The sequence below is a fragment of the Microcoleus sp. Pol11C3 genome, assembly GCF_036701485.1.
In the GTDB taxonomy this organism is placed as follows: Bacteria; Cyanobacteriota; Cyanobacteriia; order Cyanobacteriales; family Microcoleaceae; genus Microcoleus.
The window spans coordinates 168,019-182,203 of record NZ_JAUBQW010000001.1 but is presented as its reverse complement, the minus strand read 5'-3'; the positions used below and the strand labels follow the sequence as shown (position 1 = coordinate 182,203).

Here is a 14,185-nt window from a genome sequence, read left to right as displayed (position 1 = left end):
ACTTTTCTAGGCTCTGTTTCACCATCGGAACTCCCCATCAGCGCCAGTGTCACCCCACATTGGATGTCTGATTGCGCTCTGTTCCCAGCTTCACTCTCCAAGAATCGAGCTTGGTCGGTGTGGGCAGTTTAGGAGTCATACCTGAGCCTGGTAGAAGGGACTTGCACCCTTATCAGACCGAGAGTTCAGCCTTGTGGCTGGAAACGTTATGTACGGGCTTTCACCGTGATTCACGTTTCAACGAATCGCACTATAATCTTCAATCAAAAAGTCTCTGAAGAAAAGGACTTCCCCAGGACCATCGACATCGATAGCAAGGATGACCGTACCGCTAAACGTTGCGCCTTTTTCTTCTTCATCAACCGTCGCCATTTTAATTTCCGAGGGGTCTTGACCGGACATATCTGGCATAAATTTTTTCTCCTGAACAGAGCGCAATAATTAACAAGAATCTTACCTCACGCTAGAGGCGATCGCAAAACTCTTAGGACGTATTTCTGCATGGGTCTTGCTTCTCTCTAAGGTTAGAGAAGCCCGATCTCGCGCATTGTACCACCAATTCTCTCAATTCTTGAGTTAGTAAGTACCGACCGTTAAAATTTCTATAATACCCCCAAGTCTCGCAAACACCGTCGCGTTAATTCGATTCGATATTTAGCATCCTTAGTCTGGAGTTTGTAAGTGATTGGGTGGAGAATTAAGCCTGATGTTTTTGATAATTTAAGAGCGATCGCACTTTGCTCAATAAAGGGCGCTCGCCCTTAAAGATTATTCTTTCCAGTAACGGGTTAAAATCCGCATTACTTCACCGGAGATCGGGGACGGTAAAGGCGGACTCCATTCACCAACTTCTGCAAAACCTAAAACGTGCAGCAGATTGATGAGGCTTTCGACTCCTTTGGGAATCCCGCAAATCAACAATCGGATCGGTTGTTTGTCGGTGGGTGCGTCGGGAATTTCTTGGCGAAGGAGTTCGGGAACTGACTTTGGCTGTGATACCATGAGTTTTAACTACAAAATAGTCGGATAGCGATCGCCCTTGAGTTTTCGAGGCAAAGGGGCGATCGCTTTTCCGTTTGTACATCCTCAGCATAGTTCATTCGCTGCTGCAAGTCAAGCGATACGACAAAAAATATTGCCGATACGGCAAAACAAATGTTAGTGAAGGTTGCAGGATGCTAACATCACCTTGCAAAGTCCTGGCTAGTAGTTGAGCACCCGCAGTGATCCGTTGGAAATTGGCAGTTGTGATGGCCGATCGCAATATCAGCAATAAAGAATTGGCGGCTAGAGTTGGGATGCACCCAACATCTGTTTCTAAAATCAAAACCCGCCGCCGGCTAACAAGAATTGATGAAACAACTCTTGATGCTTTGTGCAAAGCACTAAACTGCCAACCGGGAGATTTAATGGTGTATGAGGAAGACAATCCCGATCGCACTTAAAAAACCGACTGCGATCGTTAGTCGTAAGGTTGACAGCGACGCACCCTACACATTCGATCGCACAATTTCCACTGCAAAAACGCGAGCAAACTCAGCGACAAGGATCGATTGCACTCGATCGACCTCAATTCCCGGGATAAACTGCTCTAAACTCCCAACAGGTCGATCGGGAATCCCGCAAGGTACAATTTGCCCAAAACCGGCGAGATCCGGACAAACATTTAAAGCAAAACCGTGCATCGTAATCCAGCGGCTGACTTTAATGCCGATCGCACCTACCTTGCACCCATCCACCCAAACTCCAGTCATACCGGGAACCCGCGAACCCTTCAACCCGCAAACTTCCAACACCCCCAGCAGCACTTCCTCCAACTGCCGCAAATACCAGTGCAAATCTTGCTGGTGGCGGCGCAAATTTAAAATCGGATAGCCCACCAATTGGCCCGGACAGTGGTAAGTCACCTCGCCGCCCCGCTCAACTCGGTGCAATTCCGGCTGAGTTTCGCTGTCAAATTTCAGAAATTCCAACTTCGCGCCCTGTCCCAAAGTGTACACAGGCGGATGTTCCACCAAAATCAGCACATCTGGCAAATCTGGGTTTTCCCGGCGCTCTTGCACGAGTTTTTGCTGGACTTCCCAAGCTTGGGAGTAGGGTACTTGTCCCCAATTGAGGAGTAAGCAGGGTTGTGCATTTAGCTGTTGAGGGATGAGAGGAGAAATCATGAAAAAAATCAAGAGTGTATTTACGGAATATTGGCGCAGCTTAAATCAAGAATTGTCAACATATAATAAAAGATTTGGAAGATAAGTGTTTTCCAGAATACATAGTGCTACTGTTTAAAATATACCCACGTTACAGAAGGGAGGGAGCTCTATGAAGCTTGTTATCCAGGGTAAGAATATAGAAATCACCGATGCGATTCGCGAGTACGTCAATCAAAAGGTGGAAAAGGCAGTTAGCCATTTTCAAACTTTGACTACGGAAGTGGACATACATCTATCGGTGGCTCGTAACCCCAGGATCAATCCTAAGCAGACTGCTGAGGTGACAATTTATGCTAACGGTAGCGTGATTCGGGCTGAGGAAAGCACGGAAAGCCTTTATGCTAGCATCGATTTGGTTGCCGACAAGATAGCTCGTCAACTGCGGAAATTTAAGGAAAAACGCCACGACAACAAGACCCAGAGTAGTGCCAAAACGGTTACGGTAGTTGATGAACATCCTGTAGTAGCGGATCTGATTGGCGATCGAACTCCCGAACTTCCTGCTGAGGTGGTGCGGACTAAGTATTTTGCCATGCCTCCAATGACTGTGCAAGAAGCTTTGGAACAATTGCAGATTATTGATCACGATTTCTATATGTTCCGTAATGCGGAAACAGGCGAAATTAACGTGCTCTACGAACGCAAGAGTCACAGCGGCTATGGAGTTATCCAACCCCGCCACAGCAACGGTAACGGTAATAGCAAAAATGGCAAAACTGCCGAAAGCGCTACATCGGAAAAATCGAGTGTTGCGAAAAGCTAGATAATTGCTGAGTGCTAATTGTTAATGGCGGCAATTCGCTAGCAATTCAGGACTAAAGTCCTTACTACGAACCACGAGTTTTTAGTAAGGACTTTAGTTTTTTCGTGTTTTTTTAGACAATACGCTTGCATTGCATTCACTCGCTCTTCTTGAAATCATCTGCGTCCATCTATGTTTATCTGCATTCTATCTGCGGTTGACTTATCCATCAAAGATTTATGCAAGAAGTCTAATGATTCGGAGTAAGGACTTTGCTGATATTTCCTAAAGAAAATGGATGAACAATTATGCTATTGGAGTTAAGACAATTGAAGATTCAACCGGGTCAACAATTACTGGTTGAGGATGTTAACTGGCAACAATTTGAAAGTATTTTGGCGGAATTGGGAGAACGTCGTGCTTCCCGACTTTCCTATAGTAACGGACGGTTAGAAATTATGGTTCCTCTGCCGGAACATGAAAAAGCCAAAGAAATTATTGGCGACATGGTAAAAATTTTGTTGGAAGCACGACAAATAGCATTTGAGTCGTTAGGTTGGACAACGTTGAAAAATGAACGCAGGAGTTAGGCTGTCGAACCGGATACCTGTTTTTACATTCAAAATCAAGCAGCCGTTATCGGTAAAAATCGCCTCGATATGAGTGTTGATCCACCCCCAGATTTAGCTATAGAAATTGATCTCACCTCTCGCACGCAGTTGGATAATTATCAAATTCTAGGAGTACCGGAACTTTGGCGATACGCACGGCGAGGGCTACAAATCAACATCTTGTAAGCCGAACAATATATTGAGTCTGATGTGAGTCCTAATTTCCCTAATATTCCAATTGTTGAACTGATGAATCAGTACACCCAGCAGAGTCAAGTTGCTGGGAGAACCCAGGCTATTCAAGCTTTTAAAAATTGGGTACGGGAAAACCTCTAGTCTTAGAATTTCCGTTCTCACTAAAAACCCTTAGTTCGCAGTCAGGAATTTAGTTTTTTCTTGTTTTTTAGACAATGAGGGATGAGGACTTTCGTCCTCACTACAAACAATATATTTAAGCAAATCCATCTAACTTTTGATGGTTTCTAAAGTTTTGAGCGCTTGTGCAACGTGTGCTTTGAAGTCTAACATCGAGTCAAAAATATGCTTGACAACGCCTTCTTTGTCAATGACATAAGTAACTCTACCAGGCATAATCCACAGCGTAGCTGGCACTCCGTATAATTGCCGCACTTTGTTGCCAGTATCGCTCAGCAGTGTAAAGGGTAGCTGATATTTGGTGGCAAATTGTTGGTGCGATTGTTGCGAATCGTCGCTAATTCCAATTACTTCTGCACCTGCGTCTTTGAAGACTTCGTAACTATCTCGGAAAGCGCAAGCTTGAGTCGTACATCCGGGTGTGTCGTCTTTGGGATAAAAGTAGACTATGACGTTTTTTTGACCTCGAAAATCTTTGAGGCTGACTGATGTGCCAGTTTGAGATGGTAAGGTAAAATCGGGGGCGGTGTCTCCTACTTTGACTGTCATGTTTTTTAACTGAGTAGCTCTGTTTGCGTGAAAATTTAACTTTTGTTATTGTACAGTTGTTTTGAGCAATAGTTCGCAGTTGCGATCGAGGTATTCTGGAGCATCCCATTTTTGCTTTCTCGCACTCACACAAAAAAAACATTTTGACAACATCGAGATGCTGCCGGCGATTCGCAGTTAGGCGGATTAATTGGAGAAGCTTTTTTGAACCGCAGATGCACGGGATTAACGCAGATTTTTAGGGAAAATTGGACGGGCGGTGCTGAAGAGTTACTAGAAAGTTAATTGTTATCTGCCTTTGGTTAAATTTTTTAATTCCCGCCATATTGGAGGAAGTTGGCCGGAGTTGGTCCGGGGTTGAGTGAGGATTCCTTGAGTGGGACTGAACAGCAATGATAGCACAAATAATCCCGATGCAACTAAAACTATTGCGGGCCCGGATGGTAAGTTATAAAAGTAACTAAGATACATTCCGCTAATGCTGGAAATAACTCCGATTATTGCGCCTAAAATCATTACTTGGTGCAGGCGAGTTACTAGGAGGTAGGCGGTACTTGCGGGTGTAATTAAGAGGGACAAGACTAGCACTACGCCCACGGCTTTGAGGCTGGCAACTATTGTGAGGGCGATGAGTACCATCAGTCCGAAGTTGAGCAGGTTTACTGGCAAACCTGTTGCTTGGGCTCCTAATGGATCGAATGTGTAAAATAGCAGTTCTTTGTAAAAGAATACTACAACTAATAAGACTACGGCGACTATGACGGCTGTGTCGATCGCATCTTCGACAGTAACGCCGAGGATGTTGCCGAAAAGAAAGTGGTTGAGGTCGATTTTGTTGTCTTTTTGGACGATCGTAATTAGGGTGATCCCGAGGGCGAAGAATGCGGAAAATACGATGCCCATTGCCGCGTCTTCTTTGATTGTCGATCGAGCTTTGATCCAAGCTATGATTACTGTACTCAAAACTCCGGCAATAAAGGCGCCGATAAAAATGTTTGCTCCGAGGATAAATGCGATCGCCAATCCGGGCAAAACCGAGTGGCTGATGGCGTCTCCGAGCAAGGCCAAGCGCTGTACCATGAGGTAGCTGCCGACGATCGCGCAGACGATGCCGACGAGAATGGCAATTACGAGCGATCGCTGCATGAATCCGTACTGCAACGGCTCAATTAAGGTTTGTATCATAAAATTATCAAATCACAGTTAACTAATGACTAACAACCAAAGCAACCCGGTTTGATCCGAGATGTTACACCATTCTCAATAAGCTTTTTATGAACAGGCAAGATGCCTGTTCCACAAGAAGATTCACTCTTTGTGGAACAGGCATCTTGCCTGTTCTTGAGAATGGTGCAAGATGTGAGTTTGATCCGAGATTTATCGTTGCCAAACCCAATATTATCAAAAAAACCGAGTTCAAAAGGGTAACTCCTAAATTAATGACTGCTGGCTAATTAAGCAGCTTGTCCGGCAAAGAACATTACTTGTCCGCCGTAAGCACGGTAAAGGTTTTCTTTTGTTAGCACTTCTTGACGGGAACCAGCGGCAATCAATTCCGTATTGAGCAAAATTAAATCGTCAAAATTGGTGATTGATTCGCCTAAGTCGTGGTTGACTACTAAGACAATTTTTCCGGCATTTGCTAGCTCCTGGAAAATGTCAAAAATAATATTTTGAGTTTTTTGGTCAACGCCGACAAACGGCTCATCAAAGCAGAAAATAGCAGCTTCTTGGGCTAAGGCTCTAGCTAGAAATACTCGCTGTTGCTGTCCGCCGGAAAGTTGTCCGATCGGTCTGTCTTTGTAAGCACTCATGCCTACTCTTTCTAAGGCATCGGCAGCGGTGCGGCGGCTAGCTGCAGAGAAGCGGCGAAACCATCCGGCTTTTCTGACTCTTCCCATCATCACGACATCCCAAACGGTGGCGGGATAGTTCCAGTCAATTTGCGATCGCTGGGGCACGTAAGCTACTGTTTCGAGTCGATCGGCGATCGCTTCTTCGCCCCAGGTAACAGTGCCGCGATTTGCCGGAATTAAGCCCAACATTGCTTTGATCAGCGTGCTTTTGCCGGCACCGTTGGGGCCAATAATACCCGTCAGCCTTCCCGGTTTGACGCAAAGATTGATATCTCTGAGTGCCTCTACCGTGCGGTAGTTTACTGCTAAGTGCTTAACAGCGATAATTTCAGTGTCGGTAGCGCTGTCTTTGAGGTGGCAAACCATTTTAGACCAAGGATTCTCGTTGGGGAAGGCGGCGGTATTCATTGCGGTGACTCTATCTCCTTTTTATTAAGTTTACTGTAAAAATGAAAAGAATATGAAATCATCGGTAAATAGGAATAATCTGGAACGCAGGAGAGGTACATAATGCGACAGTGCAAGCTCGAAACCCCTCAAACCATAGGTTTTGTGGCGAAAATGTCAAGTAGGTTAAAACTTATATCTTCCACCATTCTCAACGATCGCGATCGGGGCGGGCTATTGACCCACCCCACAAGAATATTGAATAATTGTGAAACAGGCATCTTGCCTCTGGTGGAGAAGAGTGCAAGATGTGAATTAAAACCGACGGCAATTGTGAAGCAATCCTATAAAGGAGAGTTTAGCGGTGAGTCGGGGATTGAAACCTCCCGCCCTGGATTGAACAAGTCCAAGGTATTTTGGATTAGAACTATTGCCTGCGGCATTTTGACTGTGGGTTTATTTAGTTGCGCTCAAACCCAGGGCGATCGCCTCTCTCCAGAGGCAGATGCTAAACCCAAGGTAGTTGCTACCAGCACAATTATTGAGGATTTGACCGATCGAGTAGCGGGCGGCGAAATTCAGCTAACAGGAATTTTGCAGCCGGGAACCGATCCTCACGTTTACGAACCCGTGCCAAAAGATTCTCAAGCTTTAGAAAAAGCTAACTTAATTTTGTATAACGGTTACAACTTGGAACCGGGATTAATTAGGATGATGAATGCCGCCGGAATTAAAGCGCGGAAATTAGCAGTGGGGGAAGTTGTCAAGCCTTTGCTAATGAATAAACAAGGCAATACCGTACCCGATCCCCACGTTTGGGGAAATGTGGAAAATGTAATTCAAATGGTAGAAGCAATTCGGGATGCGCTGATCGATCTATCGCCGGAAGACAAGCAGAAGTTTACGCAGAATGCTGTGAAACTTACTGAAGAGTTAAAACGCTTGGATAGTTGGATTGCACAAGAGATTAAAACTATCCCCGAAAATAAGCGCCAATTAGTAACAACTCACGATGCTTTTCAATATTACAGCCGCGCCTACGGATTGGGAAGTGCTGGCAGTTTGATCGGGATTAGTACGGAGGAACAGCCAAGTGCTCAAACGGTGCAAAAGTTAGTAGAATCGGTGAAATCTGCGGGAGTTCCTGCTATTTTTGCGGAGACTACAATTAACCCGCAACTGATTAGAACAGTGGCGGAGGAAGCGGGGGTGAAATTGGCGGCGCAGCAACTTTATTCGGATTCGATCGGGGCTGCCGGAAGCGAGGGCGATTCTTATGTGAAAATGATGTCGGCTAATACTCGCGCCATCGTCGAAGCTTTGGGGGGGAAATACACGCCGTTTGAAGTTAGCAAGTAGCAAGTAGGGTGCCCCGGAAGAGTTTTACTTTCTGTACGGATAGGGTGACAGCTAATACCATTTTTTTTAAGTTATGGTAGACTTACATGAAAAGTAAAGGAGAAAATTAAAATGTCTGGCCATCCTCATATAAGGATTACCGAATCTGTAGAAGTATGGCTAGAGATCATGCAATAACACAAAGTTTTAGCATATAAAGTTCAAATGCTTTATTTATTTCAGTCAAAACAAGTGGAACAGTCCGAGAACCAGCGGGAATTTTGGGCAAAAGTGAAACCAGAATTCATCGCTGCCTCTCTCAATATAAAGAGGGTGGCATAAAAAATTTGTTAAAAAATTGGCACTTTTTTGGCATACCCAAAAAATTTTTAGTTAAAGTAGTGGCTTCATTACAACAAGAATTGAAAGACCCCGAAGGGCAGGGGAAACACATCTTATTGAACGCTTTTCATCAGTGGTGAGTATATGTTGAGATAAATTCACCATTGTTATACCAATTCACTATGAAGGTACACTAAATACAGGGTAAAAGTAGAGGAGAGCCAATATGGCTAACAAACTTAAGGTACAAATCCAGGAAAAGGTTGAGGAACTAGAGTATCGACTGGAACGGGCTATGACCGCAGTAAGCACGCGAAAAACTACAGGTCTTATACTGGCTAATGTGGCAAAGTCAGAAATGCTGGCTACTTGGTAAATTTTATGATAACACTTAAAAGTGCCATTTACAAAGTGCGATCGTACTTTATTCTTTAGTCCCCCTCTGCTGTGACGAAAGTTTGTCTAGGATAGGTTTCAACCGCCTAGTTTTATAGGTTTCTTGCCCTGATTTAGGATAAATTCCTATTCTTCGATGCTTTAACAAACATTTGCCCTCCCAAAATTTGCCACAAAAAAGGCAATTTTAAATAAACTTTTAACAGCAAGGGCGAAGCCGGTCTGCCTTTCGTCGAAAATGGTAAAAATCTCGGTACAATCAGGTCAATTTCAAACCCGACAGTTTGTAAAAGCTCTTGTAGCGATAAATGCGTTATCGGTAATTGATGGTCGATAAAATCGTAGTATTCCTTATAGGAATATTTAAAATTAGGCTGAATGACCAGCAGAGAACCGTTAGGCTTGAGAGTATCAAAGCAAAACGATATAATTTCTAAAAGTTCCTCTTTGTTGCGGAGGTGTTCAAAAAAATTTGAGATAAAAATGCGATCGAACTCTTCGGTAAAAGAGGTGTAATCCTCCAAATTTAACAGATCAATATTAAGCACCTTCACCTCAGCATTAGCAAATAACTTTGAATCGGGATTGAGGTCAATTAAACATTTTTTCTCAGCCCTAATTTGATTAATAAACTCGCAGTAACCGCCGCCAATATCTAAAATCGCGGATTCGGGAGGAACATAATTTTGCAAAAAATCGTCAATTAAAACTTTCCAGAGTGCAATCTTAGCTTGTATCTGTCGGGAATCAAATCGATTGCCGTACAATTTTTTGAGATATGCGTCAGCTTTCATAGTAAAATAGCATAGACTGAGTATGAGTTTATCACTTTCACTGCTAACTATGAATGTTATATCTACCGAAATTCCCGAAGTTTTGATAATTGAGCCTAAAATTTTCGGAGACGATCGCGGTTTCTTTTTTGAGAGTTTCAATCACCGAGCTTTTGTCGAAAAAACAGGTGTGACGGCAGCATTTGTTCAAGACAATCATTCCAAATCCTCTAAAAATGTGTTGCGCGGTTTGCACTACCAAATGCAGCAGCCTCAAGGAAAATTGCTGCGGGTAGTTGCTGGCGAAATATTTGATGTAGCGGTGGATATTAGACAAAGTTCGCCGACTTTCGGAAAGTGGGTGGGGTGTTTGGTGAGTGCAGAAAATAAGCGGCAATTTTGGGTGCCGGCGGGATTTGCTCACGGTTTTTTAGTAGTTTCGGAGACGGCTGAAGTTTTGTACAAAACGACAGATTATTATGCACCGGCACACGAGCGGTGTATCCTGTGGAATGACCCCGATTTGGCGATCGACTGGCCGCTAGATGGTGCCCAACCAATCTTATCAGCTAAAGACCAAGCGGGACAAACCTTAAAAAAAGCTGAAGTTTTTTAACAATGAAAATTTTACTCGCAGGTGGCAGCGGACAGCTAGCTCAAGAATTGCAGCCGATTTTATTATCTTGGGGAGAGGTAATTGCGTTCGATCGCACTCGCCTCGATTTATCTCAACCGGAAAGCATCCGTCAGGCAATGGCTGAAGTTCAACCGAATTTAGTCGTCAATGCGGGTGCTTATACTGCGGTAGACAAAGCGGAAAGCGAACCGGAATTAGCAAACGCAGTCAACGGTATTGCACCCGGAATTCTCGCAGAAGAATGCGAAAAACTGGGAGCAAGTTTGATTCACTTTTCTACTGATTATGTATTTGACGGCAGCCACGGTTCTGCTTATCAGGAAACAGATTCTACAAACCCGCTGGGAACTTACGGCAAGTCGAAATTAGCAGGCGAGGAAGCAATTCGGAAAGCGGGAAACCGACATATTATTATTAGAACCGCGTGGGTTTACGGCAACGGCGGCAAAGGTAATTTTGTCAAAACCATGCTGAGGTTGGGAAAGGAAAGGGAAGAAATTCGAGTAGTAGCCGATCAGATCGGAAGTCCTACTTGGACTGGGGATTTAGCGGAGGCAATTTCGCAAATTATTCCTCTGCTTGAACCAGAAACTTTTGGGACTTACCAGTACACTAACAGTGGCGTTTGTAGTTGGTACGATTTTGCGATCGCCATTTTTGAGGAAGCAGCAAAACTCGACCTTCCCCTAAAAGTTCAGCGCGTAATTCCCATCACCACCTCCGAATATCCGACACCCGCAAAACGTCCCGCTTTTTCTGTCCTCTCTACGGTAAAAATATCAGCACTTCTAGGCACGCATCCTCCCCACTGGCGGCAAGGGCTCAGACAAATGCTGGCAAGAGAAGTGAAATGAAATAAGACTTACCGATAGAAAGAAACCCGGTTTCAGCGCGCCATCTTTGGTTTGACGACTAGACAGACAGGAAGAAACCGGGTTTCTGGTTCAACAGGAAAACTCAAAACGCGAGGGCGGGTTTTGTTGATGAGTTACCTGTTATATGCAAAGTTTCTCGCCTAAACCCGCCCTTACCAATTAAAAATCTCCCCATGTCGGAATCCATGAAAGTCAAGCAACCATATATTTTAATTGCCGCATCAGTTTTCGGCATTCTAATACCAGCGTCATATATTTTGTACCTGATATCCCAAGCGGGAGACTTGTCTAATTTTGATTATTGGTGGATGACGTGGAATTTTTATTCAGTAGACGGTTTCTCTACAAATCCTTTTAATTGGATATTTCGGGCGAACGAGCATTTTGTCTTGATTCCGGCAATTATTTATGGCTTGAATATAGTTGTCACCCAAGGTTCAAATATTGGTTTATGTTTAGTGACCTGGTTCTTGGCTTGGATTCAGTGTCACGTATTAATTGCTCTGCTGCCGTTAAAATTGAGGCGTTTTCCCCTGCTATTTATCTCGCTACTCCTTTGCATTTCTATTTTTAATTTTACTCCGGCGGCGGCTCACAATTGGATGCGGGGATTCAGCGGCGTTCACTGGATAATTGCTAATTTATTTGTGATTTGTTCGATATTTTGTTTGCAATCTTATGTGACTTTTTTTGGTACACCGGGGGCGGGCACGGGGGCACCGCCCCTACGGAATGGTTGGGTAATTGGCAGCATTGTTTTTGGCGTTTTAGGCTGTATTAGTTACAGCACTGCTTTAGCTTTGTGGCCGATATTGTGTGCTGCTGCTGTTGTGCTGCGGTTTCCTCGGCGAATAACTTATTTGTATTTCATTGCTTCGATTGCAGTGATAGGCATTTATTTTTTAACTTATAAAACTCCATCTTATCACCCTTCTTTAACTAAGATTAACCCGCTCAAAGCTCTCGAATATATTCCCACTTATCTCGGCGGAATATTTAGCGAAAATATTATTGTTGCTTCAATTATTGGTATAATTGGTTTGATTGCAGCGACGGGTTTTGTGAGTTATTGGCTATTTGTAAAAAAGGTCGATAGCCCGGATTGGCTGCCTTGGCTATCAATCCAACTTTACGCGCTGCAAACGGCGTTAATGGCTGCGGTTAGTCGATCGGGATTTGGCGTCGAACAGGCTACTGCTTCCCGCTATGCGACACTCCCAGCTTTGTTTTGGATGAGCACAATTGTGCTGACAGTATTGTGGGTGCGCGAGTGGCAGCCAACACCAAGAATTCAAGGGCGTTGGCTGACACCGCTGTTTGCAGTCGCCACAGTCGCGATTATTTTAATGTACGGGGTGGGAGGCGAAACTGCAATGGCGATCGCCCGCAGAGCAACCTATCAACCCTTAGTAGCATTATCACTCCAATTAGGCATCACCGACGTAACGCTCATTAAAGACCGCGTAGGCAACAAACCAGCCGCTTTTATCGGATTAATCGACGCCTTAAAAACTAACAATTTAGTGCCATTTAACCGAGACATCAAAAAACACAATTTCTGTGCAGCATTAGACACAAAAATCGACCCAAATTTACTGTCAGCGCCCAAAGACGGAGTACCCGGATTTTTTGATACAGCCACCAAACTTGCACCAACAGCAGCGAGAGTAATTGGCTGGGTAGGAGACCCCGAAAACAATGTAAAATGTATTGCTATTCTCAACCAAGAAAATGTCGTTCGAGGTTTCGCCATGTCAGGATTTCCGCGCCCTGATTTAGTTAAACTGTTTGGCTATTCCTACGAATTCGCCGCTTGGAGAGGATACATTCAAACATACCCAACAGATAAATTATTGACAGCTTATGCCTCATTTAAAAACCGCGAAGGTTGGATAGCTTTGCGGAACTCCCAAGTTATCAATAAAAACTAAAAAACCTCTCTTTCTCCTCCTCTGCGCCCTCTGCGCCCTCTGCGGTTAATAAAAAAATCTCATTTACAACACTAATGAAATAGAATAGCCCTATGCCAAAACACCTCAGCTTCGTAATCCCAGTTCACAACGAAGAAGCCACCCTCAAATTACTGTTTGAAAAAATCCAACTTGTCATGTTTCAAACAGAAATTGACAGTTACGAAGTCATTTTCATAGATGACGGTAGCCGCGATTATTCGTGGCAAGAAATCGCCGATTTAGCCAGCCTACATCCCACACTAATTAAAGCCATTAAAATGCGCCGCAACTTTGGCAAATCCGCCGCACTTTCAGCAGGATTTCGCAATGCAGCAGGGATAATTATCTTTACTCTCGATGCTGACCTTCAGGATGACCCCGCTGAAATTCCCAAGTTTTTACATCATTTAGAATCGGGATTTGATTTAGTTTCTGGTTGGCGAAAACAGCGGAACGACCCGCTTTCTAAAACTTTACCTTCCAAGCTGTTTAATGCCGTTGCGTGTTTGCTGACTGGGGTGCAAATGCACGATATGAATTGCGGTTTTAAAGCTTATCGTAGGGAAGTTTTACAGTCGATTAAATTGTACGGGGAATTACACCGCTACATTCCGGCTTTAGCAAACAATTTAGGATTTAAAATTGGCGAAGTAGTTGTGGAACACCATCCGCGAAAACATGGTAAATCGAATTACGGTTGGGAACGCTATGCACGGGGTTTTATTGATTTGTTGACGGTGTTAGCCACGACGCAGTATTTGCACAAACCGGGTCATTTGTTTGGGGGTTTGGGATTGTGTTTTGGCTTGGTGGGAACGGTTTCGCTGAGTTATTTGATAGTTATTTGGTTTCTGAATTTGGCGGGGATGAATTTTGGCCCTATCGGGAATCGACCTTTGTTATTTTTTGGGATTTTGTGTACAATTCTGTCGGTGCAGTTGATTTCTTTGGGGATTTTAGCTGAATTGATGGCGCGGAATGTGGATGCTGATTATGTGGACAAGCAAATTAGCGAAATTATTGATGATTCGGGTTTTGATATTTAACCGCAGATTAAGGCTGATTAATGCTGATTAACGCAGATAAATCGGATCTTGAAATTGCTTCTATACAAGCAAAGTCTGCATCCGCAGACTAAGATA

16 protein-coding genes and 1 pseudogene are annotated in these 14,185 nt (G+C 44.0%); 10 read left to right on the top strand and 7 right to left on the bottom strand.

The genetic code is table 11. From position 1 onward, the window contains the following. Positions 1–237: 237 nt before the first annotated feature. A complete protein-coding gene (locus tag QUA40_RS00815) occupies positions 238–411 on the bottom strand; it encodes a hypothetical protein (RefSeq protein ID WP_333120988.1) in 174 nt (57 codons plus the stop codon). A 357-nt stretch (positions 412–768) separates the two neighbouring features. Next, on the bottom strand, positions 769–1,002 hold the full coding sequence (locus QUA40_RS00810) for a hypothetical protein (protein ID WP_333120986.1): 234 nt from the start codon (positions 1,000–1,002) through the stop codon (positions 769–771). 221 nt (positions 1,003–1,223) lie between these two features. Here QUA40_RS00810 and QUA40_RS00805 point away from each other — a divergent pair, with 221 nt between their 5' ends. Next, positions 1,224–1,445 carry a helix-turn-helix transcriptional regulator gene (locus tag QUA40_RS00805; RefSeq protein ID WP_333077961.1) on the top strand — a complete coding sequence of 74 codons (222 nt, stop codon included), beginning with the start codon at positions 1,224–1,226 and terminating at the stop codon, positions 1,443–1,445. A 45-nt stretch (positions 1,446–1,490) separates the two neighbouring features. On the opposite strand, the gene lipB is transcribed toward QUA40_RS00805, so the two are convergent. Then, positions 1,491–2,168, bottom strand: coding sequence for a lipoyl(octanoyl) transferase LipB (lipB, locus tag QUA40_RS00800; RefSeq protein WP_333120985.1), 678 nt, complete (start codon positions 2,166–2,168; stop codon positions 1,491–1,493). A gap of 151 nt (positions 2,169–2,319) precedes the next feature. Between lipB and hpf the strand changes: the two genes are divergently transcribed. The 3 genes and pseudogenes from hpf to QUA40_RS00785 form a co-directional block, all read left to right on the top strand. After that, complete coding sequence (gene hpf, locus QUA40_RS00795) at positions 2,320–2,973, top strand: ribosome hibernation-promoting factor, HPF/YfiA family (protein ID WP_333120983.1); 654 nt, start codon at positions 2,320–2,322, stop codon at positions 2,971–2,973. A 287-nt stretch (positions 2,974–3,260) separates the two neighbouring features. Further along, the gene (locus tag QUA40_RS00790; RefSeq protein WP_333120981.1) at positions 3,261–3,542 is read left to right on the top strand and encodes a Uma2 family endonuclease; all 282 of its coding nucleotides are present in this window, start codon (positions 3,261–3,263) and stop codon (positions 3,540–3,542) included. Between the two features lie 15 nt (positions 3,543–3,557). Continuing rightward, positions 3,558–3,749: pseudogene (locus QUA40_RS00785) on the top strand (Uma2 family endonuclease); the annotation flags it as partial. A gap of 279 nt (positions 3,750–4,028) precedes the next feature. Here QUA40_RS00785 and QUA40_RS00780 read toward each other — a convergent pair. From QUA40_RS00780 to QUA40_RS00770, 3 genes are all read right to left on the bottom strand, one after another. Then, positions 4,029–4,487, bottom strand: coding sequence for a peroxiredoxin (locus tag QUA40_RS00780; protein WP_333120980.1), 459 nt, complete (start codon positions 4,485–4,487; stop codon positions 4,029–4,031). A gap of 288 nt (positions 4,488–4,775) precedes the next feature. Then, positions 4,776–5,672, bottom strand: a complete 897-nt coding sequence (locus tag QUA40_RS00775; RefSeq protein WP_333120978.1) for a metal ABC transporter permease — start codon at positions 5,670–5,672, stop codon at positions 4,776–4,778. Positions 5,673–5,941: 269 nt separating this feature from the next. Further along, entirely contained in the window at positions 5,942–6,751 is an 810-nt protein-coding gene (locus QUA40_RS00770) for a metal ABC transporter ATP-binding protein (protein WP_333120977.1), read from the bottom strand. A gap of 102 nt (positions 6,752–6,853) precedes the next feature. Between QUA40_RS00770 and QUA40_RS00765 the strand changes: the two genes are divergently transcribed. Together QUA40_RS00765 and QUA40_RS00760 are read left to right on the top strand one after the other, a co-directional pair. Further along, positions 6,854–8,089, top strand: a complete 1,236-nt coding sequence (locus QUA40_RS00765) for a metal ABC transporter substrate-binding protein (RefSeq protein WP_445301115.1) — start codon at positions 6,854–6,856, stop codon at positions 8,087–8,089. 547 nt (positions 8,090–8,636) lie between these two features. Then, positions 8,637–8,786, top strand: a complete 150-nt coding sequence (locus tag QUA40_RS00760) for a hypothetical protein (protein ID WP_333120976.1) — start codon at positions 8,637–8,639, stop codon at positions 8,784–8,786. Positions 8,787–8,919: 133 nt separating this feature from the next. Here QUA40_RS00760 and QUA40_RS00755 read toward each other — a convergent pair whose 3' ends face one another. After that, on the bottom strand, positions 8,920–9,600 hold the full coding sequence (locus QUA40_RS00755) for a methyltransferase domain-containing protein (protein WP_333120974.1): 681 nt from the start codon (positions 9,598–9,600) through the stop codon (positions 8,920–8,922). Positions 9,601–9,649: 49 nt separating this feature from the next. On the opposite strand from QUA40_RS00755, the gene rfbC reads away from it, so the two are divergent. From rfbC to QUA40_RS00735, 4 genes are all read left to right on the top strand, one after another. Continuing rightward, the gene (gene rfbC, locus QUA40_RS00750; RefSeq protein ID WP_333120973.1) at positions 9,650–10,195 is read left to right on the top strand and encodes a dTDP-4-dehydrorhamnose 3,5-epimerase; all 546 of its coding nucleotides are present in this window, start codon (positions 9,650–9,652) and stop codon (positions 10,193–10,195) included. Positions 10,196–10,197: 2 nt separating this feature from the next. Beyond that, positions 10,198–11,070 (top strand): dTDP-4-dehydrorhamnose reductase, encoded by an 873-nt coding sequence (rfbD, locus tag QUA40_RS00745; RefSeq protein ID WP_333120971.1) that lies wholly within the window; start codon positions 10,198–10,200, stop codon positions 11,068–11,070. 206 nt (positions 11,071–11,276) lie between these two features. Then, a complete protein-coding gene (locus QUA40_RS00740; protein WP_333120969.1) occupies positions 11,277–13,022 on the top strand; it encodes a hypothetical protein in 1,746 nt (581 codons plus the stop codon). Between the two features lie 92 nt (positions 13,023–13,114). Beyond that, positions 13,115–14,089: a glycosyltransferase family 2 protein gene (locus tag QUA40_RS00735; protein ID WP_333120967.1), complete on the top strand. Its 975-nt coding sequence runs from the start codon at positions 13,115–13,117 to the stop codon at positions 14,087–14,089. Positions 14,090–14,185: the final 96 nt, after the last annotated feature.

Coding starts and splice junctions, on each gene's coding strand:
- QUA40_RS00815 (WP_333120988.1), bottom strand. CDS start 411: ATGCCAGATATGTCCGGTCAAGACCCCTCGGAAATTAAAATGGCGACG.
- QUA40_RS00810 (WP_333120986.1), bottom strand. CDS start 1,002: ATGGTATCACAGCCAAAGTCAGTTCCCGAACTCCTTCGCCAAGAAATT.
- lipB (WP_333120985.1), bottom strand. CDS start 2,168: ATGATTTCTCCTCTCATCCCTCAACAGCTAAATGCACAACCCTGCTTA.
- hpf (WP_333120983.1), top strand. CDS start 2,320: ATGAAGCTTGTTATCCAGGGTAAGAATATAGAAATCACCGATGCGATT.
- QUA40_RS00790 (WP_333120981.1), top strand. CDS start 3,261: ATGCTATTGGAGTTAAGACAATTGAAGATTCAACCGGGTCAACAATTA.
- QUA40_RS00780 (WP_333120980.1), bottom strand. CDS start 4,487: ATGACAGTCAAAGTAGGAGACACCGCCCCCGATTTTACCTTACCATCT.
- QUA40_RS00775 (WP_333120978.1), bottom strand. CDS start 5,672: ATGATACAAACCTTAATTGAGCCGTTGCAGTACGGATTCATGCAGCGA.
- QUA40_RS00770 (WP_333120977.1), bottom strand. CDS start 6,751: ATGAATACCGCCGCCTTCCCCAACGAGAATCCTTGGTCTAAAATGGTT.
- QUA40_RS00765 (WP_445301115.1), top strand. CDS start 6,854: ATGCGACAGTGCAAGCTCGAAACCCCTCAAACCATAGGTTTTGTGGCG.
- QUA40_RS00760 (WP_333120976.1), top strand. CDS start 8,637: ATGGCTAACAAACTTAAGGTACAAATCCAGGAAAAGGTTGAGGAACTA.
- QUA40_RS00755 (WP_333120974.1), bottom strand. CDS start 9,600: ATGAAAGCTGACGCATATCTCAAAAAATTGTACGGCAATCGATTTGAT.
- rfbC (WP_333120973.1), top strand. CDS start 9,650: ATGAATGTTATATCTACCGAAATTCCCGAAGTTTTGATAATTGAGCCT.
- rfbD (WP_333120971.1), top strand. CDS start 10,198: ATGAAAATTTTACTCGCAGGTGGCAGCGGACAGCTAGCTCAAGAATTG.
- QUA40_RS00740 (WP_333120969.1), top strand. CDS start 11,277: ATGAAAGTCAAGCAACCATATATTTTAATTGCCGCATCAGTTTTCGGC.
- QUA40_RS00735 (WP_333120967.1), top strand. CDS start 13,115: ATGCCAAAACACCTCAGCTTCGTAATCCCAGTTCACAACGAAGAAGCC.